Genomic DNA, 21,451 nt, shown 5'->3' with positions numbered 1-21,451 from the left:
CCAGCGCTCGGCCGTTGGTGCCATTCATCGTTGCTCCTATGTGGACGGATGGATCGCTTTGTGCTGCCTCAACCCTGCGGCAGGCCGGATCGGCGAACAACGCCGAGGTGTGAAAGCATCGTGAAGCCACGATTAACGATGGGGGAGAAGGGCATGCTGGAGCGGCACGAGTTGGAGGCGTTCCTCGCCGTCAGCGAGGAACTGCACTTCGGTCGTGCCGCCGAACGGCTGCGGGTCTCCACCGCGCGGGTCAGCCAGACGATCCGCAAGCTGGAACGGCGTGTCGGCGTCGCGCTGTTCAACCGGACCAGCCGCCGGGTCGAGCTGTCCCCCGTCGGGCGCACGCTCTACGAAGACCTCCGACCGGCCCGCGACCAGATCGCCGCCGCGCTCGACCGAGCGATCGAGGCCGGCCGGGGATTCACCGGTGCCCTGCGGGTCTGCTTCACCGGCGCGGCCGGCGGCCAGTTGCTGGTCCAGGCCGCCCAGGTGTTCGGGCGGCACCATCCCGAGTGCGAGGTGCAGATCCGGGAGGCGCAGATGGGTGAGCTGATGCCCTGGCTGCGCGGCGGCGAGGTCGATCTCGCCCTGGCCACCCTCCCGGTGGATGAGCCCGGAATCGTCGCCGGCCCGGTCCTGGTTTCCGAGGCCCGGTTCCTGGCTGTGCCGGTCGAGCACCCCTTCGCCCGGCGGACTGCCGTCTCGGTCGAGGACCTGGCCAAGGTCACCATGCTGCAACTGCCCAGCACTCTGCCGCAGTCCCTGCGCGCCGACCGAACCCCGCAGACCACCCCGGCCGGGCTACCCATCAAGGCCGGCCAGCGCGTTACGACGTTCCATGAGGTCCTCACGCTCGTCGGCGCCGGACACGGCGTCTTCCCCGTCGGCGCCAACGCCAGGCGCTACTACCCCCGCCCGGACGTCGCTTACGTGCATCTGCGCGACGCGCCACCCCTGAGGTGGGGCCTGCTCTGGCGCGCCGATGGGGCCACCGCCCGCGTCCGCGCCTTCGCCGAGGCCTCCCACGGCCTCGTTTCCGCAGACCGATAGACCGCGCCACCCCGCGCAGGAGCCGACCTCAGCCCTGACTGGACGGCGGTTGTCGTACCCGCCTGGCATGATCGCTCGCTGTCCGGGCAGGTGGCGGGAGCTGATGGGAGCGACGGCAATGAGCAGCGAGAATGTCAGAGAGCGTGCCGTCCAGCCGGAGGACCTCAGCCGGTTCGTCGTGGAACGACTCAACGCGGGTGACGTCGACGGGCTGGTGGCGCTCTACGAACCGGACTCGCTGCTGGCGCTGCCGGACGGCCGGACAGCGAGGGGGGCCGGCGAGATCCGCCAGGCGTACGAGCGGCTGGTCAGCGCCCGGCCCACCTTCGCTCCCGGCCAGCAGCAGCCGACGCTGCGCAACGGTGACCTGGCGCTCACCTCGGTGCGCCTGCCCGACGGCGGCGTCACCGTCGAGGTGGCGCGCCGCCAGGACGACGGCACGTGGCTGTGGGTGATCGACCAGCCCAACCTTCTGGGCTAGGACAACCCCCCCCGCCAGCGGCGACGGCCGCAGGGCGGCCGGCCGGGTGCTGCGGCGTGGGCGGGAGCATCGCCCATCCGGATCTGGTCGTGCTAGCGGGGGCTGAGCACGCAGAACTCGTTGCCATCGGGGTCGGCCAGCACAACCCAACTGGTCTCGCCCTGACCGATGTCGATTCGAGTCGCCCCGAGGGAGACGAGACGGTCGACCTCCGCCTGCTGATCGCCGTGGGCAGGGGGAGCGATGTCGAAATGGAGTCGGCCCTTCCCGGTCTTCGGGGCGATGGGCGGGCCGCCCCAGGTGACCTTCGGACCGCCGTGTGGCGAGCGGATCCCGGTCTCCTGGTTCTGGTCCCAGACCAACGGCCATTCCAGCGCTTTGCTCCAGAAGTAGCCGACCTCCTGGGAACCGTCGCAGGACAGCGCGCCGATGAAGCCGCAGTCGGCGAGGAAGTTGTTGCCCGGCTCGATGACGCAGAACTCGTTGCCCTCGGGGTCGGCGAGGACCACGTGAGCGTCCTCCGGGAGCTGGCCGATGTCGATGTGCCGTCCGCCGAGCGCTAGCGCCCGGGCAACCGTCTGCTGCTGCTCATCGAGGGACTTGCTCGTCAGATCGAAATGCATCCGGTTCTGGCCGACCTTCTGCTCCTGGCTCGGCACAAATCGGAGCCGGAACCCGGTGTCATCACTGGGCAGCAGCGTGATGCCGTCCTGGGGGTCGTCGTCGGCCATCTCCCAGCCGAGGACGCCGGCCCAGAATTGCGCGAGCCGGAGTGGGTCGTTCGCGTCGAAACAGAGCGCGATGAGGTGAGAAGCCATCCGAATTTTCCGATCTGTTGACCTGTGGCGGCCGGAAGGCCCGTCCTGCCGGCCCACTGGGTGAGCAACGCTAAGGCCCTTGAGCGCCGCGACACAACGCAAATAGGAGGTGGGCGGCCGGCCTCCTTCGCGCCCTGCCCGTCAGTTTGACAGCACCATAGCTACAGAGGTTGAATGGTCAGGGTTAGGGTGTGGTCGATGCGGCGTGTCGACGTGACCGTGGCCGGTGGATGGCGTATCTGGTTCGGGTGCGCTATCCGGATGGTGGTGGGCTGACGGCCGAGGGTCGGGTCCGGCGTGAGGCGGTGCGGTTGCAGGCGGCGGCGCTGTTGAGTCAGGGCGTGTCGGTGTCGGAGATCGCCGGGCGGTTGCGGGTGTCGCACAACGCCGTCTACGTGTGGCGGCGGCGGTGGTTGGCCGACGGTGCGGCTGGGTTGGCGTCGAAGGGTCCTTCAGGTTCGGCGTGTCGGCTCACTGGCCAGCAACTGGACCAGCTTGCCGCCGCGTTGGAGGAGGGGCCGGCCGCGCACGGCTGGGCCGAGGACCAGCGTTGGACCCTGGCCAGGGTGGCGGAGTTGATCGTCCGGCTGTTCCGGCAGCGGTACACCCTGCGCGGGGTGTCGTTGTTGTTGCACCGGATCGGGTTCAGCCCGCAGGTGCCCAAGCATCGGCCGGTCGAACGCGACGAGGCGGCGATCGCGACCTGGCGGCGGGAGGTGTGGCCGCAGGCAAAATGATGGCGGCCGAGCGTGGCGCGTGGATCTGCTTCGAGGACGAGGCAGGTCACACGCTTCGGCCGTCCAAGGCCCGGACCTGGGCGCCACGTGGGCGGACACCGGTGATCCCGGTGTCCGGTAAGGGTTCCGGCCGCATCTCGGTGGCCGGGCTGGTCTGCGTCAAGCCCGGACAACGAACGCGCCTGCTGTACCGGGTGAAGGTCCACCGTCCCCGCAAGGGCGAGCGGCGCAGCTTCGCCGAGACGGACTACGCCGCCCTGCTGGATGCCGCTCACCAGTACCTCAAGGCGCCGATCGTGCTGATCTGGGACAACCTCAACACCCACGTCAGCGTCGCCATGCGCGAACTTGTCGCGAACCGCGACTGGCTCCACGTGATCCAGCTACCCGCCTACGCCCCCGACCTCAACCCGACCGAAGGCGTCTGGTCACACGTCAAACGCAGCCTGGGCAACCTCGCCGTGACCGGCGTCGACCACCTCGCCGCGGTGGTGAAGAACCGGCTCAAGCGCATCCAGTACCGCCCCGACCTCCTGACCAGCTTTCTCACCCACACCGGTCTAACCCTCGACCCAGAACCGCCGTAACCCTGACCATTCAACCTCTGTAGCGGTTATCTATAGGTGATCTACGCGAGGGGTGTGCCTGGGTGCAGGACGTGGTGCTGGCCATGCTGGCGAAGGAGCCCGCGCACGGGTACGAGCTGCGTAGCCGGATGCGTGACGCGCTCGGCCCGCTCGGCGACGCGATGAACGCCGGGCAGATCTACGTGACGCTGGCCCGGCTGACGAAGGCCGGGCTGGTGACCTCGGAGCGGGCCGAGGGCCTGCCGGATCGGCCCGACCGTCGGGTCTACGCGCTCACCGCGGTGGGGCAGCAGCGGGTCGCCGCCTGGCTGAGCGAGGTGAGCTGGCCGAAGCCGGACCTCGCGGAGTTCCATCTCAAGCTGGTGGCCGCCGCGACGGCGCGGTTGGCCGATCCCGTGGCGCTGGTCGACGCCCAGCGGCGGGAGGTGTTGCGCCGGCTGCGGGACGCCCAGCGGGCCGCGCTGGACCGGGCGGTGGATCCGGTTGCCGGGTTGCTGCTGGAGGGCGTCGTGCTGCGGCTGCGGGCCGATCTGGAGTGGTTGGAAGCGTGCGAGCGCATGTGGACCGAGCGCGCTCGGTGCGGGGGGAAGGCGGGGGCGTGACGGGATCGACGGTGCTGCGGGCGCGTGGGCTGACCAGGCAGTACGGCCGGGACACCGGGCTGGTGCGCGCGGTCGACGAGGTGGACCTGGACGTGCCCACCGGGCAGGTGCTGGCGATCATGGGTCCCAGTGGTTGCGGGAAGTCCACCCTGTTGCACCTGCTGGGCGGGCTGCAGCGCCCCACCGACGGCGAGATCTGGCTGGCCGACCACCGGATCGACACGATGAGCGAGCGCGCCTTGGCCCGGCTGCGGCGGCAGCACATCGGCTTCGTCTTCCAGTCCTTCCACCTCATGGACGAGCTCACCGCGGTGGAGAACGTCGAGCTGGCCGCGCTGCTGGCCGGGCAGTCTCCCGGCCGGGCCCGTAAGCGGGCCATGCACCTGCTGGACCGGGTCGGGCTCGCCGACCGGGCCAGGCACCTGCCGTCGGCGCTGTCCGGCGGGCAACGACAGCGGGTCGCCGTCGCCCGTGCGCTGAGCAACGACCCGCTGGTCGTGCTGGCCGACGAACCCACCGGCAACCTGGACAGCGCCGCCACCCTGGAGGTGCTGCGGCTGTTCGAGGAGCTGCGTACGGCGGGACAGACCCTCGTGGTGGTCACCCACGACGCCCGCATCGCGGCGGTCGCCGACCGGGTGATCACCATGCGCGACGGTGCATTCGCCGACGACAGCCGGCTCGTCAACAACGCCACCGCCACCGGCACGGTCTATGGCGGGTGGCGCTGACATGGCCGGCCGACTGCTGCTCGTGTGCCGGCTGATGGTGCGGGACCTGCGCCGGCGACGGACCGAAACCGCCCTGCTGCTGATCGCCGTCACCGCCGCGACCGCGACATTGACCCTCGGCCTCGCCCTGGACAATGCGCTCGCCAAGCCGTACGAGCGGACCCGGGCCGCCACCGCGGGCCCGGACGTGGTGGCGATGCCGGGAGCGACGGGCCCGGAGGCGCTGGCCGCCCTCGCACCGCTGGCCACCGCGCCCGGCGTCACCGCGTACAGCGGGCCGTACCCGATCGGCTATCTGATGCTGACCGCTCAGGGCAAGACCGTGCAGGCGGTCGTCCAGGGCCGGGACGACTCCCCGGCCGCCCTCGACCGGCCCGCGGTGACCGCCGGCACCTGGGTACGCCCGGGCGGCGCGGTCATCGAACCCACCTTCGCCAACGCCCTCGGTGTGCGCATCGGCGACACCGTCGACATCAACGGCCACCCGTTGCGGGTGGTCGGGACCGCCGTCACCGCCGCCAGAGCCGTCTACCCGGGCGCCGACTGGCGTGCCGACGCGGGCAGTCCCCTGACCGAAAACGCCGGCCTGGTCTGGGTCGACAGTAGCCAGATCGGCGCGTTGGCCGGCGCGCGGCCGCTGTCGTACGCCCTGAACCTGAGATACGCGGACCCGCGGGCCAGCACCTCGTTCGACCACATGAGCATGGACGGGATCGAATACACCAGCTGGGTGGGGATCGCCGAGGCGGACAGCAGGCTCGTCAGACAGGCGCGGGTGGCCCTGCTGGTCGGCAGCTGGCTGCTCACCGCACTCGCGGTGGCCAGCGTCGCCAACATCGTCGCCGGCCGTGTCGCCGACCAACGCCGCCGGGTGGGACTACTCAAGGCCGTCGGCGCCGGACCGGCCATGATCGCCGCTGTTCACCTCGCCGAATACCTCGTGATCGGGCTCGCCGCGGCCGGCACCGGCCTGGTCGCCGGCTGGCTCGCCGCACCCGCGCTCACCAACCCCGGCGCCGGGCTCCTCGGTGCCACCGGCGCCCAGCCGCCCGCGCTGCGCACCGTGCTCGCCGCCACCGCCCTCGCCCTCGCGATCGCCGCCGCGGCGGCGCTGGCACCCGTGCTACGCGCCGCCACCACCGACACCGTTCAGGCGCTGGCCGACGCCGCCACCCCACCGCGTCGCCGCGGGTGGCGCGTCTGGCTGTCCCGCCGGATGCCCACCGCCCTGCTGATCGGGATACGCATCAACGCCCGCCGCCCCCGCCGCGCCCGCCTCGTCATGGTGAACACCCTGATCACCACGGCCGCGCTCGCGGCCCTGCTCATGGGGCTGGCGCAGAACCGTCAGGTCAAGCTCGGCGAGTCGGCGCTGGCCAACCCCCGGGACACCCGAACGCTCCAGGCCATGCTCCTCGTCGTCGTCGTGCTGTGCGTCCTCGCGCTGATCAACGCCGTCGTGAGCACCTGGGCGGCGGTCCTCGACGCCCGCCACCCGCTGGCCGTCGCCCGCGCGCTCGGCGCCACGCCCGCACAGGTGACTGCGGGTATGGCCGTGGCGCAGCTTCTTCCCGCGATACCCGGCGTCGCCCTCGGGATCCCGGCCGGCATTGGCCTGTTCCTCACCGTCAGCCTCGGCGAGATCCGGTATCCACCCGGTTCCTGGCTGCTCGCCACGGCGCTCGGAACCCTCCTCGCCATCGCCGCGCTCACCGCCCTCCCCGCTCTGGCCGCCGCACGGCGCCCGGTCGCGGACTCCCTGCGGTCCGTACCGGCCTGACGGCGACGGCGTAGGGCCGCTCGCGGCGGAAGGTGACGGATTACGGACTTTGGTCCTGGCAGCTCGGGACCAGGGCCCCCGGATCCGGAGGTTGATATCGCGAACCCTCGTCGGTAGGGCACGCTGCCGCGTGCCGCGACGGCTTCCGGGCTGTCGTCTCGTGCCACGCCGAAGGAGTGACCAACGTGTCACCGCATCGCCTGTCAGCCGCCGGCCACACTCCCGCGACGGACCAGGTACCCGGTGCGGCACCGCTCCTGGCCGCCCGTCGGTTCCTCGCCAGGGAGACGGTCGGCGATCACGGCCGGACGCTGCACCAGGTCGACGGCAACGACTGGGACCGCTTCTACCGTGACCGGTGGCGCTACGACCGGGTGGTGCGCTCCACCCACGGTGTCAACTGCACAGGATCCTGCTCCTGGAACGTCTTCGTCAAGGATGGCCTGATCACCTGGGAGCACCAGGCCACCGACTACCCCACCACCGGGCCCGACTCGCCGGACTACGAGCCCCGAGGCTGCCCCCGCGGTGCCTCCTTCTCCTGGTACGAGTACTCGCCGTCGCGGGTGCGCCACCCGTACGTGCGGGGGGTGCTGGCCGAGATGTTCCGCGACGGGCTGCGGCGCCTGGGCGACCCGGTGCTGGCCTGGGCCGAGATCGTGGAGACCCCGCTCAAGGCGCGCGCCTACAAGATCCAGCGGGGGCGCGGCGGCCTCGTACGCGCCACCTGGGACGAGGTGATCACCATGGTCGCCGCCGCGCACGTCTACACCACGAAGACGTACGGGCCGGACCGGGTCGTGGGCTTCTCGCCGATCCCGGCGATGTCGATGGCGTCCTTCGCCGCCGGCACCCGCTACCACGCCCTGCTCGGCGGCACCCTGCTCAGCTTCTACGACTGGTACGCCGACCTGCCGATCGCCTCGCCGCAGATCTGGGGCGACCAGACCGACGTGCCCGAGGCCGGCGACTGGTGGAACGCCACGTACCTGATGATGTGGGGCTCGAACATCCCGGTGACCCGCACCCCGGACGCCCACTTCCTGGCCGAGGCGCGCTACCGGGGCACCAAGGTGGTCGCGGTCAGCCCCGACTACGCCGACAACGTCAAGTTCGCCGACGACTGGCTGGCGCCGCATCCGGGCACCGACGCCGCGCTCGCCATGGCCATGGGCCACGTCGTGCTCACCGAGTTCTTCCGGGACCGCACGGTGCCGTACTTCGTCGACTACGTGCGCCGGTACACCGACCTGCCCTTCCTGGTCACCCTGCGGGAGACCTCGGGTGGCGCGTGGGCCGCGGACCGTTTCCTGACCGCCGCCGACCTGGGCGAGGCGGACGGCGCGCACAAGACCGTGCTGGTCGACGAGCGCACCGGGGAACTGGTCGTCCCGAACGGGTCACTGGGCTTCCGGTACGGCGAGGCCGGCGCGGGCCGGTGGAACCTGGATCTCGGCGACGTGGTCCCGGCGCTGGGGCTGCTCGACCTCGGCGACGAGGCGGTGGAGATCGACCTGGCCCGGTTCGACGTCGGCGACACCGAGGGCGGGACCACGATGCGGCGCGGGGTGCCGGTCCGGCGCGTCGGCGGGCACCTGGTCACCTCGGTCTACGACCTGGTCATGGCCCAGTACGGGGTGCGCCGCGGTGACCTGCCGGGCGTCTGGCCCACCGGGTACGACGACGCGGACGCCCCGAACACCCCGGCCTGGCAGGAGCGCATCACCGGCGTCCCGGCGGCGGTGGCCGCCCGCATCGGCCGCGAGTTCGCCCGTAACGCCGAGCGCAGCCGGGGCCGCTCGCTGATCGTCCTGGGGGCCGGCGCGAACCAGTGGTTCCACTCCGACATGACCTACCGGGCGTTCATCTCCCTGGTCACCCTGACCGGCTGCCAGGGCGTCAACGGTGGCGGCTGGGCGCACTACGTCGGGCAGGAGAAGGCGCGGCCGATCACCGGCCAGCAACACATGTCGTTCGCGTTCGACTGGCATCGACCGATGCGGCACCAGGCCAGCACCCCGTTCTGGTATCTGCACACCGACCAGTGGCGCTACGAGCGGGTCCCGGCCGACGAGCTGTCCTCGCCGCTGGGCACCGGCCGGTTCGCCGGCATGTCCTTCGCCGACACCGTCGCCGCCGCCCAGCGGATGGGCTGGAGCCCCGGCCACCCCGCGTTCAACCGCAACCCCCTCGACCTGACCGACGAGGCGGCGGCGGCCGGGGTGACGGTGCAGCAGCACATCGTCGCCGAGCTGACGGCCGGCCGGCTGCGGGGAGTGGCCGAGGACCCGGACGACCCGGCGAACTTCCCGCGCTGCCTGACCCTGTGGCGGGCCAACCTGCTCGGCTCCTCCGGCAAGGGCAACGAGTACTTCCTGCGGCACCTGCTCGGCGTGGACTCGTCGGCCAGCGCCAGCGAGTGCGACCCGGACCAGCGGCCGCGTGACGTGGTCTGGCGGGAGGAGGCGCCGACGGGCAAGCTCGACCTGCTCACCGCGATCGACTTCCGGATGACCAACACCGGCCTGCACTCCGACGTGGTCCTGCCCGCCGCCACCTGGTACGAGAAGCACGACATCTCCACCACCGACATGCACCCGTTCGTGCACGCGTTCAGTCCGGCGGTCGACCCGCCCGCCGACGCGCACACCGACTACGACACCTTCCTCGCCCTGGCCGACAAGGTCAGCGAGCTGGCCGTGACCCACCTGGGGGTGCGTCGCGACGTGCTGGCCGCGCCGTTGCAGCACGACACCCCCGACGAGCTGGCCATGCCCAGCGGCCGGGTGCGGGACTGGAAGGCGGGCGAGTGCGAGCCGGTGCCCGGCGTCACCATGCCGAAGCTTGTCGAGGTCGAGCGGGACTACACGCAGATCGGCGCGAAGATGCGCGCCGTCGGCCCGCTGCTCGACACGCTGGGCACCACCACCAAGGCGCTCACCGTCGACGTCACCGCCGAGGTGGCGTACCTGCGCCACCAGAACGGTGTGGTCACCGACGGGCCGTTCGCCGGCCGGCCGTCGCTGGCCACCGCCGACCGCATGTGCGAGGCGATCCTGGCGCTCTCCGGCACCACCAACGGCCGGGTGGCGGCGGCGGGCTTCGACGCCCTGGAGAAGCGGACCGGCCAGCCGTTCGCCGACCTGATCGCCGGGCACGAGCACGACCGGATCACGTACCCGGACACGCAGCGGGCGCCGCAGTCGGTCTTCACCAGCCCCGAATGGTCGGGCTCGGAGAAGGGCGGCCGCCGCTACTCGCCGTTCACCCTCAACGTCGAGCGGCTCAAGCCCTGGCACACGATCACCGGCCGGCAGCACTTCTTCGTCGAGCACGACTGGGTGGCGGAGCTGGGCGAGCAGTTGCCGGCGTTCCGGCCGCCGTTGAACATGGCGCGGCACTTCGGCAAGCCGGGCGAGCTGGTCGACGGCGGGTTGACCGTACGCTTCCTGACCCCGCACGCGAAGTGGTCGGTCCACTCGATGTACCACGACAACGAGCTGATGTTGGCGCTGTCCCGGGGTGGGCCGGTGATCTGGATGAGCACGGCGGACGCCGCCAAGATCGGCGTACGGGACAACGACTGGATCGAGGCGCACAACCGCAACGGCGTCGTGGTGGCCCGGGCCGTGGTCAGCCACCGGATGCCCGAGGGCACGGTGTTCCAGTACCACTCGCCGGAGCGCACGGTCAACGTGCCCAAGGCGGAGAAGAGCGGCCGGCGGGGTGGCTACCACAACTCGCTGACCCGGCTGCTGGTCAAGCCCACCCACCTGGCCGGCGGGCACGCCCAGCTCACCTACGCCTTCAACTACTACGGCCCGATCGGCAGCCAGCGCGACGAGATCACCGTGATCCGCCGTCGCGCCCAGGAGGTGGAGTACTGATGCGAATTCGCGCCCAGGTAGCCATGGTGATGAACCTGGACAAGTGCATCGGCTGCCACACCTGCTCCGTCACCTGCAAGCAGACCTGGACCAACCGGGACGGCACCGAGTACGTCTGGTTCAACAACGTCGAGACCAAGCCGGGCATCGGCTACCCGAAGCACTACGAGGACCAGGACCGCTGGCACGGCGGCTGGCGGCTCGACGAGAAGGGCCGGCTGACGCTGCGCTCCGGGGGGCGGCTCAAGCGGCTCACCCGGCTGTTCGCCAACCCGGACCTGCCCTCCATCGACGACTACTACGAGCCGGCCACCTTCGACAAGGACATCCTGGTCAACGCGCCCGCCGGTCTGAAGGACACCCCGGTCAAGCGGCCCCACTCCGCCCTCACCGGCGAGCCGATGGCGGTCACCTGGGGTGCCAACTGGGAGGACAGCCTCGGCGGAGCGCACGAACACGCCGGCGGCGACCCGAACATCGCCCGTATGCCGAGCGAGGCGGCCGCGAAGGTCAGGTTCGAGTTCGAGAAGACCTTCATGTTCCACCTGCCGCGTATCTGCGAGCACTGCCTCAACCCGGCGTGCGTGTCGGCCTGCCCCTCGGGGGCGATGTACAAGCGCGAGGAGGACGGCATCGTCCTGGTCGACCAGGACCGCTGCCGGGGCTGGCGGATGTGCGTATCCGCCTGCCCGTACAAGAAGGTGTACGTCAACCACAGCACCGGCAAGGCGGAGAAGTGCACCTTCTGCTTCCCGCGTATCGAGGCGGGACAGCCGACCATCTGCTCGGAGACCTGCGTGGGCCGGCTGCGTTACCTGGGCATCGTCCTGTACGACGAGGACGCCGTGCTCGCCGCCGCCTCGGTGACCGACGAGCGTGACCTGCTCGACGCGCAGCGCGCCGTGTTCCTGGACCCGGCCGACCCCGCCGTCCGGCAGGCCGCCCGGGAGGCCGGGATGCCGCAGGACTGGCTGGACGCCGCCGAACGGTCCCCGGTGTGGCGGTTGATCAGCGAGTACCGGGTGGCGCTGCCGCTGCACCCGGAGTACCGCACGCTGCCCATGGTCTGGTACATCCCGCCGCTGTCGCCGGTGCTGGACGCGGTGGGGCAGGCCGGCCGGGACGACACCGACGCCGACGACATCTTCCACACCATCCGGGACCTGCGTATCCCGGTGGAGTACCTGGCCGAGCTGTTCACGGCCGGCGATGTCGAGGCGGTCGCCGGCGTCCTGATGAAGCTGGCCGCCATGCGCTCCTACATGCGGGCCCGCACCCTCGACGGCACGGTCGCGGCCGACCTGCTCGACAGCGTCGGCATGACGGGGGAGCAGGTGGAGGCCATGTACCGGCTGCTGGCCATCGCCAAGTACGACGAGCGCTACGTCATCCCCGTCGCCCACACCAAGGACGCCGCCGCCCTTGAGGCCCAGGCCGCCGCCCACCCCGACTGCTCGCTCGACTGCGCGGGCGGCCCGGGGATGACCACCGAGGCCACCGTGCAGAGCTTCCACCTGGTCGAGGGCGACGAGGTACGCCCCGGCCGGCCCGGAATCCTCTCCCGGCGCGCCGACGGCCGGCGTGGCCTCACCATCAACCCGCTGCGAGGCACCCCATGACCGCCCCGACCGACCGGGCCCGCATCTTCGAACTCGTCTCGCTGCTGCTCACGTACCCGGATGACGAGCTGCTGGGCGCGGGCGTCGAGCTGCGCGCGGCGGCCGACCGGATCGCGGACGACGCGGTGCGGGGCCAGGTCGGGGAGTTCCTTGACTGGCTGCTGGGCACCGCCCCGATCGAGGCGCAGCGGCACTACGTGCAGACCTTCGACCTGCGCCGGCGCTCCGGCCTCTACCTCACCTACTACCTGCACGGCGACACCCGCAAGCGGGGGATGGCGCTGCTGATCCTCAAGCAGCGGTACCGGGCGCACGGCCTGCGGCTCGCCGACGGGGAACTACCCGACCTGCTGCCGGTGGTGCTCGAATTCGCCGCGACGGTCGGCCCCGGCGACGGTGAGGCACCGCTGCGCCAGCACCGCACCGGCATCGAGCTGCTCCGCGCCGCGCTGGCCGAGTCCGGCACGCCGTACCGGCTGCTGCTGGACGCCGTCTGCGCCGTGCTGCCCGAGCTCACCGACGCCGACCGGGCCGCCGTCGCCGCGCTCGCCGTCGACGGGCCGCCCGTGGAGACGGTCGGCCTGGAGTCCCTAGGGCACGGCCCGGACCTGCACGGCGCCGCACTCGCCCCCTACCCCGCCTGCTCCCCGTCGGAGGCCCCGCGATGACCACGCTCGTCTGGATCGTCCTGCCGTACCTGTGCCTCGTGGTCTTCGTCGCCGGCCACGTCTGGCGCTGGCGCCACGACCAGTTCGGCTGGACCACCCGTACCAGCCAGCTCCTGGAGAACCGGCTGCTGCGCCTCGGCTCGCCGCTGTTCCACCTGGGCGCCCTCGGCGTCGTCGGTGGGCACGCCATGGGGCTGCTCGTGCCCGCGTCGGTGACCGAGAAGATCGGGATCAGTGAGCACGCCTATCACCTCACCGCCGTCTGGGGCGGCACGGTGACCGGCGCGATGCTGGTGGTCGGCCTGGTCCTGCTGATCGCGCGCCGCTTCGTCAACGGCCGGGTCCGCCGGGCCACCACCACCATGGACCGGGTGCTCTACGCCGCGCTGGCCTCCATGGCGGCGCTCGGCATGACCGCCACGGTGGGGTTGAACCTCCTCGGCGACGGCTACGACTACCGGGAGACGATCGCCGTGTGGTTCCGGGGGATCTTCTGGTTCCAGCCCGATCCCGCGCTGATGAGCGGGGCGCCCCTGGTCTACCAGCTGCACGCGATCGGCGGTTTCCTGCTCCTGGCGCTGTGGCCGTTCACCCGGCTGGTGCACGTCTGGTCCGCGCCGCTGGCCTACCTGTGGCGTCCGTACGTCGTCTACCGGGCCCGGCGGGGCGCGGTGCCCGCGGCGCAGCCCGCCCCGGCGGCGGTCCGCGACGGCGCCGGTTCGCCGGTCTCCAGCGGCCGGCGCTGATCACCGAGCCCGGCGTCGGACCGTTCCCCGGTCTGCCCGTGACGGCTCCTCGACCACCCCGTTCAGCCCTGCATGGTGGCGGCGCAGTTCGGCCTCGACCCGGTTGCGCAGGGTGTACCGGGCGGCGGGGCAGCCGTCGCAGGCACCCGCGAGGCGGACGCGGACCACACCGTCGCGTACGCCGACCAGCTCGATGCTCCCGCCGTGGGAGCGGACGAAGTCGCCCACGGACCCGTCGAGCAGGCGGCGTACGCTGCGCCGCACCGACTCGTCGGAGTCCGGGAGAGCCGGCCCGGGGCCGCCGCACCATCCCGCCGGATCGCCGAGCGCCGCGTGCAGGGCCGTACGCACCCGTGGTCCGTCGTCGACCCACCGTCGACCGGGCGTGAGGTCGGTGACCACCGCGTCGGCGGCCACGGTGACGTCGGTGAGGGTGCCGTCGGCCAGCAGCGCGGCCAGCGGCGGCGGCACCGGGACCGGCCCGTCGGTGACCGGCAGGACGCCGCCCGGCAGGATCCAGCGGACGCGTTCCGGCCGCCGTGGGTCGGCCTGGGGGTGGAAGGGCACCACGACTGCCTACCCGACGAGGAGGGCGGTGACCGACCGGGCCAGGAACGCCATCACCCAGGCCAGGCCGGTCAGATACGCGAACGCCACCAGCGGCCACCGCCAGGTGCCCGTCTCCCGGCGGATCACCCCGACCGTCGCGGTGCACTGCAACGCGTACGCGAAGTAGACCAGCAGCGCCGCCAGCACGGGGGCGGTGAAGAGCGGCTGACCTGCCCGGGGACCGTCGGTGTAGGTCAACTCCCGCAGCGCCTGCTCCGGGTTCTCGGGTTGCTCGGCGGCGGCGACCTGCCCGAGGGTGGCCACGAAGCTCTCCCGCGCCGACTGCGCCGACAGCACCCCGACGTTGATCCGCCAGTCGAATCCGAGGGGCGCGAACACCGGCGCGACCAGATGACCGAGGTCGGCCGCGTAACTGTGGTTCACCCCGTACGTCGCGACGGCGACGCGGTCGGTGGTGTCGACCCCGGCCGCGCGGAGTTCGGCCGCGTCGTGCATGGGGAGGTTGAGCAGCAGCCACAGGGCGATGCTGGTGATCAGGATGATCCTCGTGCACTTACGGAGGAAGGAGCCCGCCGCGTCGGCCACCGCCGTCAGGACGGCGCGCGGCGCGGGCCACCGGTAAGGGGGAAGCTCCAGGTAGAACGGCACCGGCAGGGCCCGGCGGTCCACGATCCTCGTGAACGCCCAGGCGGCCACCATCGCCGACACGGCGCCGAGCAGGTACAGCCCGAACATCACCAGGCCCTGCACCCCGAACGGCCCGATCCGGGCGGCGGGATCGACCAGCAGGCCGACGAGCAGCACGTAGACCGGTAGCCGGGCGGAGCAGGTGATCAGCGGTGCCGCCATCATGGTGGCCAGCCGGTCCCGCGCCGACGGCAGCGTACGGGTCGCCATGATCCCGGGGATGGCGCAGGCGAACGCGGACAGCAGGGCGACGAACGCCCGACCCTCCAGCCCGGCGCGCGCCATCACCCGGTCCATCAAAAACGCCGCGCGCGGAAGGTAGCCGACTCCCTCCAGCAGGGCGAGCAGCAGGAACATCAGCGCGATCTGCGGGACGAAGACCAGTACCCCGCCCACCCCGCCGATGAGCGCGTCACCGAGCAGCCCGGACAGCCACGGGTTGTCGACGTGCCGGTGCACCAGCTCGCCGAGCGCGGCGAACACCGCCGCGACGCCGTCCTGTAGCGGCGCGGCCAGGGTGAAGATGGTCTGGAAGAACAGCGCCATCACCAGGAAAAAGACCAGCACCCCGCCGACCGGGTGCAGCAGCACCGCGTCGACCCGATCGGTGGTCCGGTGCCGCCGCGGGCCCTGGTAGCCGGCGAAGGCCAGGACCGATTCCGCCCAGGCGTCCCGCTCGACGGGGTCGACCGGCGGGGGCACCGGTGCGACGGTCCATTCGCGCCAGCCGTCCAACCGGTCCCGCAGCACCGTCCGGTCGCGCCCGCGCCGCACCGCGACCACGGGCACGCCGAGCGCCCGGGCGAACCCGTCGACGTCGAGGTGGCCCTGCCGGCGGGCCAGGTCGTCGGTGAAGGTGAGCACCACGCAGGCGGGCAGGCCCCGGGCGAGTACCTGGGCGACCAGGTTCATCGAACGGCGCAGCGTGGTGGCGTCGACCACCAGCAGGAGCGCGTCCGGGCGGGTCGACCCGTCCGGACGGCCGTCGAGGGCGTCGACCATGACCTGCTCGTCGGGGCTGATCGGGTCCAGGCTGTACGCGCCGGGCAGGTCCTCGACGCGGTAGCGGCCGGCGGCGGTCACGCAGGTGCCGACGTACCGGGCGACGGTCACCCCGGGATAGTTGCCGGTCTTGGCGCGCAGCCCGGTCAACGAGTTGAACAGGGTGGTCTTGCCGGCGTTCGGGCTGCCGACCAGCGCGACGCGGACGGCGTCGTCGAGCCGGGGATCGGCCTGCTCCTGGTGGCAGCCGGTCACCGGGGTGCCCCGACGACCCGTACGCACGCCGCCTCGGCTCGGCGCAGGCACACGTCGTAGTCGCGTAGCCGGTAGAGCACCGGATCGCGCAGCGGCGCGCGGCGCCGGACCTGGACGAGCGTGCCGGGGGTGAAGCCGAGATCGGCCAGGCGGCGGGCGATCGCGGGGGACGCGGCCGAGACGACCCGTACGACGGTCGCCCGGTCCCCGGGGCGCAGGTCGGCCAGCGGCTGCTCGGGGCCGTCCCGGCGGGTCGACCCTCGGGCGTTCCCCAGCGTCGTGACCTCGTCCATGGGGGTGCCTTTCGTCGGGCCGGCCAGGACACCGGCTTCCTGAGGCGAGGCTAACCTCATGATCCGGCGGCAAACCGGGACCCTTTTCCCGTTCGCCCGGGCCATACGTCCCGGACCGGTCACCTTCTGCCGCAGTCGCTGCCGGCCCGTTGCGGAGCCGCCACGGTACGTGGCCCATTGGTCGCACACCCGAGGGCCGTCCGCCGCGCACGAACCCCGCTGGGCGTCCGGCCTCCGGCACCGCCCGGTCCGCCTGGCCCGAATGCCCCGTGACCTTGGGCCCGGGCTGGGGGACCGCCGGACCGTATCCGACCCGGTTTGTGCGGCTGAGAGTGGAACCGCCGGGCATCAGCGCGGCTGTACCACGAGGAGGACCAGATGTCAGCGACCGGGGCACCAACGGACATGGGGCGGGGCGGGGGTGGCAGCCGGGTTCTGGTGCTGTCCAGCGCCGGCTTCACGCTGATGTTCGCGGTGTGGCTCATGTTCGGGGTGCTGGGCATCCCGATCCGCGACGAGCTGGGCCTGACCGACGTGCAACTGTCCTGGCTGTCGTCGGTCGCGATCCTCAACGGCGCGGTGTGGCGGCTGTTGGGCGGGGTGGTCGCCGACCGGCTCGGCGGTCGGGTGGTCTTCACCGCGCTGCTGCTCTTCACCGCGATCCCCACCTACCTGGTCTCCCAGGCCGGCAGCTACGAGGCGCTGCTGCTCTACGCCTTCCTCGCCGGCTTCGGCGGCAACGCCTTCAGCGTCGGAGTCTCGTGGGTGTCCGCCTGGACCCCGCAGAGCCGGCAGGGCTTCGCGCTCGGCGTGTTCGGCGCGGGCAACGTCGGTGCCTCGGTGACCAAGTTCATCGGGCCCACGCTCATCGCCGCCGTGCCGGTCGCCGGGTACGCCGGCGGCATGATCCCCGGCGGGTGGCGGTTCGTCCCGTTCCTGTACGCGGTGCTGCTCGTGGCAATGGCCGTGGCGGTGTGGCTCGGCACGCCCCGGCAGGACCGTCGCCCCAGCCAGGGGCGACCGCTCGGCGAGATGTTCCGGCCGCTGCGGCAGTTGCGGGTCTGGCGGTTCAGCCTCTACTACGTCGTGGTGTTCGGCGCCTATGTGGCGCTCTCCGCCTGGCTGCCGAAGTACTACGTCGACGTGTTCGGGCTGCCCCTCTACCAGGCGGCGCTGCTGACCGCGTTGTTCATCTTCCCGGCCAGCCTGCTGCGGCCGGTGGGTGGCTGGTTGTCGGACCGGTTCGGCGCCCGCCGGGTCATGTACGGCACCTTCGCCACCATGGGCGTGGCCAGCCTCTTCCTCGCCATGCCCTACGGGCACATCGTCCTGTACGTGCCGGAGCGGTACGAGGCCAGCGGCGTACGCGAGGTGCTGCCCTACCAGCTCGGCGTGCTGCCGTTCACCGTGGGCGTGTTCGTGGTCGGGATCGCGATGGGCATCGGGAAGGCGGCGGTGTTCAAGCACATCCCCGAGTACTTCCCGAACGACGTCGGCGCGGTGGGTGGTCTGGTCGGCATGCTCGGCGCGCTGGGTGGTTTCGTCCTGCCGCCGCTGTTCGCGTACGCGCAGGCCTGGACCGGGCTGCCGCAGACGACCTTCGCGATCATCTTCCTGCTGACCGCGGTGGCCGGACTCTGGATGCACGTCACGGTGCACCGGATGTTGCACGACCGCAGCCCCGACCTGGCGCGAAGCGTCGAGCCGACACCGGCCGGGCAGCGCGCGTAAACGTTTCTCGCCCACGGGCGGGACCTTGGTCCCGCCCACGGGCGACCCTCGACCGTGTCCGCGCGGTTTGTCCTTGACCAGCCTTTCCAATGTCCCGAACCGTTCGGCGGCAGCTAGGAGCAACACCATGACCACGGCACTACGACCCCCGGAGGCCGGCACCGGCGGCCTCCCGGTGAAGGAGCCTCCCACCCGGAAGGGGCGGGAGTGGTTGGCGGACTGGAACCCGGAGGACGACACCTGGGACCAGCGGCTGGCGTGGCGGACCCTCACCATCACCACGTACAACCTGACCCTGGCCTTCATCACCTGGTTCCTCGTCTCGGCGATCGCGCCCCGGCTGAACAACATCGGGTTCGGGCTCAGCACGTCCGAGCTGTACTGGCTGACGGCGATGCCCGGCCTGGCCGGTGGTCTGCTGCGCCTGATCTGGATGTTCCTGCCGCCGGTGCTCGGGACCCGCAAGCTCGTCTCGATCTCCACGCTGCTGCTGGTCCTGCCGCTGGCCGGGTGGGGCTGGGCCGTGCAGGACGCGACGACTCCCTATGTCGTGCTGCTCGCGCTCGCCTTCCTCTGCGGCATCGGTGGCGGGGTCTTCTCCGGCTTCATGCCGAGCACGTCGTACTTCTTCCCGAAGCGCAAGCAGGGCGTGGCGCTGGGCATCCAGGCGGGAGTGGGCAACTTCGGCGTCAGCGTGGTGCAGTTCCTGGTGCCGTGGGTGATCGGCTTCGCCCTGCTCGGCACGGCGAGCATCGGCCCGGAGAAGGTCGTCAAGCCGGCGAGGGGACTCGGCGAGTCGATCTGGCTGCACAACGCCGGCCTCGTCTTCATCCCCTGGGTGGTGGCCGGTGCCGTGCTGGCCTGGTTCTACCTCAAGAGCGTGCCGGTGCAGGCCAACCTCCGCCAGCAGTTGGACATCTTCCGGGAGAAGCACACCTGGATCATGACCGCGCTCTACATGATGACCTTCGGCGCGTTCTCCGGCTTCGCGGCGCAGTTCGGTCTGCTGATCAAGAACCTGTACGGCACGTTCCCCGACGCGCCGGACCCGCTGAAGTGGGCGTTCCTCGGCCCGCTGGTGGGCTCGGCGGCCCGGGTGGCCTGGGGCCCACTCTGCGACCGCTTCGGTGGTGCGATCTGGACCGTCGTGTCGGGCGTCGGCATGACCGCCTCGACCGTCTTCACCGTCTTCTGGCTCACCCCGTCCTCGCTCGGCGAGTTCAAGTTCTTCGTCGCCGGCATGCTGGGCGTCTTCTTCTTCGCGGGCATCGGCAACGCCTCCACCTTCAAGCAGATGCCGATGATCTTCGAGCGCCGGCAGGCGGGCGGGGTGATCGGCTGGACCGCTGCCATCGCCGCCTTCGGACCGTTCCTGTTCGGCATCGGGCTGGCCAGCATCTCGGCCACCGCCTTCTACCTCGGCTGGGCCGTCTTCTTCGCCGCCTGCGTGGGGCTGGCCTGGCACTTCTACGCCCGCAAGGGGGCCGAACGCCCCTCCTGAACCCCGTTCTCTCCCCGACAGTGGCGGCGGCCGGATACCCCCTCCGGCCGCCGCCACGGCGCTATCCCTATTGTCGGCCCGAGGTAAGACAGCCATTTCGGGCGAGGGCCCAGACCTATCCCCGTTTGTCGAAGACGTCCGTGCCGTCGTCGCCGAAGAGGCTGGGCTGTTGTGCAGTTGGTGAACGGGTTCGCTGTCACCATCCATACGGCGGTTCGTTCCGGCCAGGGGCGGACGCTCTCGCCTGTGTTCGCGGTCGAGGACGACGCATGACCGATCAGGCCATCTCGGTCTTCAACCGCCCGTCCTCATACGGCTGCGCGGCCCGCTGGAAACAGGCACCGGACACTCGGCTCTCTACCGTCCGGACGTGCTGGAAACCCTGGCCTCGGTAGTAGGCGTGCAAGCGTGGGTTCGTGGTCCACGCGTCCAGCCGCAACCAGGTCAGGCCGGCCTCGTACGCCCGGCCGCCGGCCCAGTCAAGCATCTCCCCGCCGAGACCGGCGCCGGCGTAGCGCAGCGGGATCATCATCTTGGCGGCGTACAGTGCGTTGGCCGGATCGTCCTCCGGGTACCACAGGGCCTCGGGGTCTCGGTCCGGCTTCCACAACGAGTCGACGTCTACGTATGCGGTCAAGGTGATCGTGGCGACCGGGTCCGACCCGTCCCACACCATCCAGGTCTGGCCGGCCTGCACGGTGGCGGCCACCGCTGACCGGGGCAGCGGGATCGACCACTGTTCTTCGCCACGCGCGGCGAGCCATGCGACGCGCTCGCGCCGCCAGCTCATGATGACCTCGACGTCTGACAGGGTCGCCGGGGTGATGATCAATGCGGCTCCTCCTCCCGGTCGCGGAACCTTCCGATCACGGCCGAGTCGCCGAGGGTATAGGCCAGCCGGTTACGGTCGCCGGCGAACGAGGTCACGGACACCCGCACCGCCCGCTCATTGGTGAACCCAGTCCGGATGTACAGCAGCACCGGAGTGCCCGGCGGCAGGTCGAGCAACTGCGCCTCCGCCGGGGTAGGCATCCGGGCCAGAATCTCGTCCTCGTACGCCACCTGTTCGTAGCCACGTGAGGCCAACAGGCGGGTGGTGCCCTGCGGGACGTCCCGGGGCGACAGCAACTCGGTGACCCGCTGACACAAGTCCATCGGGTAGTAGGTGTCCTGCACAGAGGACGCCTGCCCGTTGACGAAACGGACGCATCGGCGGACGGCGGCGTGAGAGTCGACTTCCACCCCGAGCCGCTGCGCCAGCTCGGCCGGCAACGCCTCGATCCGAAGGTCGAACTCCTGCGATGCCTCGTGGCCCTGGTCGGCGACCTCGCTGCGCCATGCGTCCGTCTCGGCATACGCGCCGGTGGGGAACTCCGCCCGGGAGGCGTGAAAGGTCAGGGTGATCCGCTCACGGACGAATATGCCACCGGACCGGCCGGGGATTGACTCCACCAAGCCCTCGTTCACCAGTTGGGCCGTGGCGAGGCGGACGGTGTTGCGGGAGACGCCGTACTGCTCTTGCAGCTGTGGTTCGGTCGGCAGCCGGTCGCCGGCACGCAGCTCCCCGCGGCGAATCTTCTCGCGGAGATCGTCAGCGATCTTCTGATACAGCGGCGGCACTTTCCCACCCTCTCCCATGTCGTACCAACCAATCTAGCCCTTGGCCTTGACTGTGGCCTGATGCACTGCAATGGTTGGTATGAATC

At 71.3% G+C, this 21,451-nt stretch carries 19 protein-coding genes; 13 read left to right on the top strand and 6 right to left on the bottom strand.

Annotated features, from left to right (window positions below; all coding sequences use genetic code 11):
- The first annotated feature begins 120 nt into the window (after positions 1-120).
- Together GA0070604_RS19335 and GA0070604_RS19330 are read left to right on the top strand one after the other, a co-directional pair.
- Positions 121-1,050, top strand: coding sequence for a LysR family transcriptional regulator (locus GA0070604_RS19335; protein ID WP_244162005.1), 930 nt, complete (start codon positions 121-123; stop codon positions 1,048-1,050).
- 118 nt (positions 1,051-1,168) lie between these two features.
- On the top strand, positions 1,169-1,531 hold the full coding sequence (locus tag GA0070604_RS19330; protein ID WP_091120164.1) for a YybH family protein: 363 nt from the start codon (positions 1,169-1,171) through the stop codon (positions 1,529-1,531).
- Positions 1,532-1,623: 92 nt separating this feature from the next.
- Here the strand turns inward: GA0070604_RS19330 and GA0070604_RS19325 are convergent, their stop codons facing one another.
- Positions 1,624-2,349, bottom strand: coding sequence for a VOC family protein (locus GA0070604_RS19325; protein ID WP_091120161.1), 726 nt, complete (start codon positions 2,347-2,349; stop codon positions 1,624-1,626).
- Positions 2,350-2,579: 230 nt separating this feature from the next.
- Between GA0070604_RS19325 and GA0070604_RS19320 the strand changes: the two genes are divergently transcribed.
- From GA0070604_RS19320 to narI, 9 genes are all read left to right on the top strand, one after another.
- Positions 2,580-3,086 carry a winged helix-turn-helix domain-containing protein gene (locus tag GA0070604_RS19320; protein WP_244161722.1) on the top strand — a complete coding sequence of 169 codons (507 nt, stop codon included), beginning with the start codon at positions 2,580-2,582 and terminating at the stop codon, positions 3,084-3,086.
- Entirely contained in the window at positions 3,083-3,673 is a 591-nt protein-coding gene (locus tag GA0070604_RS19315) for a transposase (protein WP_341845360.1), read from the top strand. Before GA0070604_RS19320 ends, GA0070604_RS19315 begins: the two co-directional genes overlap by 4 nt.
- Positions 3,674-3,735: 62 nt before the next feature.
- Positions 3,736-4,275 (top strand): PadR family transcriptional regulator, encoded by a 540-nt coding sequence (locus GA0070604_RS19310; RefSeq protein WP_091120157.1) that lies wholly within the window; start codon positions 3,736-3,738, stop codon positions 4,273-4,275.
- Positions 4,272-5,006, top strand: a complete 735-nt coding sequence (locus GA0070604_RS19305) for an ABC transporter ATP-binding protein (RefSeq protein WP_208602118.1) — start codon at positions 4,272-4,274, stop codon at positions 5,004-5,006. The genes GA0070604_RS19310 and GA0070604_RS19305 overlap by 4 nt, the downstream gene beginning before the upstream one ends.
- Position 5,007: 1 nt before the next feature.
- Positions 5,008-6,786: an ABC transporter permease gene (locus GA0070604_RS19300; RefSeq protein ID WP_141721339.1), complete on the top strand. Its 1,779-nt coding sequence runs from the start codon at positions 5,008-5,010 to the stop codon at positions 6,784-6,786.
- 200 nt (positions 6,787-6,986) lie between these two features.
- Positions 6,987-10,673: a nitrate reductase subunit alpha gene (locus tag GA0070604_RS19295; protein ID WP_091127263.1), complete on the top strand. Its 3,687-nt coding sequence runs from the start codon at positions 6,987-6,989 to the stop codon at positions 10,671-10,673.
- Positions 10,673-12,292, top strand: a complete 1,620-nt coding sequence (narH, locus tag GA0070604_RS19290; RefSeq protein ID WP_091120150.1) for a nitrate reductase subunit beta — start codon at positions 10,673-10,675, stop codon at positions 12,290-12,292. Before GA0070604_RS19295 ends, narH begins: the two co-directional genes overlap by 1 nt.
- Complete coding sequence (narJ, locus tag GA0070604_RS19285; RefSeq protein WP_091120147.1) at positions 12,289-12,960, top strand: nitrate reductase molybdenum cofactor assembly chaperone; 672 nt, start codon at positions 12,289-12,291, stop codon at positions 12,958-12,960. The genes narH and narJ overlap by 4 nt, the downstream gene beginning before the upstream one ends.
- Entirely contained in the window at positions 12,957-13,706 is a 750-nt protein-coding gene (narI, locus tag GA0070604_RS19280) for a respiratory nitrate reductase subunit gamma (protein ID WP_091120144.1), read from the top strand. Before narJ ends, narI begins: the two co-directional genes overlap by 4 nt.
- Here the strand turns inward: narI and GA0070604_RS19275 are convergent, their stop codons facing one another.
- Genes GA0070604_RS19275 through GA0070604_RS19265 form a run of 3 tightly spaced genes read right to left on the bottom strand, consistent with a single transcriptional unit; the run spans position 13,707 to position 16,513 of the window.
- Positions 13,707-14,273 carry a NifU family protein gene (locus tag GA0070604_RS19275; RefSeq protein WP_244162004.1) on the bottom strand — a complete coding sequence of 189 codons (567 nt, stop codon included), beginning with the start codon at positions 14,271-14,273 and terminating at the stop codon, positions 13,707-13,709. It lies immediately after the preceding gene.
- 9 nt (positions 14,274-14,282) lie between these two features.
- The gene (feoB, locus tag GA0070604_RS19270) at positions 14,283-16,220 is read right to left on the bottom strand and encodes a ferrous iron transporter B (RefSeq protein WP_091120135.1); all 1,938 of its coding nucleotides are present in this window, start codon (positions 16,218-16,220) and stop codon (positions 14,283-14,285) included.
- Positions 16,217-16,513 (bottom strand): FeoA family protein, encoded by a 297-nt coding sequence (locus tag GA0070604_RS19265; protein ID WP_091120131.1) that lies wholly within the window; start codon positions 16,511-16,513, stop codon positions 16,217-16,219. The genes feoB and GA0070604_RS19265 overlap by 4 nt, the downstream gene beginning before the upstream one ends.
- Before the next feature lie 378 nt (positions 16,514-16,891).
- Between GA0070604_RS19265 and GA0070604_RS19260 the strand changes: the two genes are divergently transcribed.
- Together GA0070604_RS19260 and GA0070604_RS19255 are read left to right on the top strand one after the other, a co-directional pair.
- Positions 16,892-18,244 (top strand): MFS transporter, encoded by a 1,353-nt coding sequence (locus tag GA0070604_RS19260; protein ID WP_091120128.1) that lies wholly within the window; start codon positions 16,892-16,894, stop codon positions 18,242-18,244.
- 127 nt (positions 18,245-18,371) lie between these two features.
- Positions 18,372-19,745, top strand: coding sequence for an MFS transporter (locus tag GA0070604_RS19255; RefSeq protein ID WP_141721338.1), 1,374 nt, complete (start codon positions 18,372-18,374; stop codon positions 19,743-19,745).
- 277 nt (positions 19,746-20,022) lie between these two features.
- Here the strand turns inward: GA0070604_RS19255 and GA0070604_RS19250 are convergent, their stop codons facing one another.
- The gene (locus tag GA0070604_RS19250; RefSeq protein ID WP_091120125.1) at positions 20,023-20,577 is read right to left on the bottom strand and encodes a GNAT family N-acetyltransferase; all 555 of its coding nucleotides are present in this window, start codon (positions 20,575-20,577) and stop codon (positions 20,023-20,025) included.
- Positions 20,574-21,365, bottom strand: a complete 792-nt coding sequence (locus GA0070604_RS19245; RefSeq protein ID WP_244162002.1) for a GntR family transcriptional regulator — start codon at positions 21,363-21,365, stop codon at positions 20,574-20,576. The genes GA0070604_RS19250 and GA0070604_RS19245 overlap by 4 nt, the downstream gene beginning before the upstream one ends.
- Positions 21,366-21,451: the final 86 nt, after the last annotated feature.

It is taken from the genome of Micromonospora eburnea (assembly GCF_900090225.1).
GTDB lineage: Bacteria > Actinomycetota > Actinomycetes > Mycobacteriales > Micromonosporaceae > Micromonospora > Micromonospora eburnea.
This window is presented reverse-complemented; position numbering and strand designations above follow the sequence as displayed.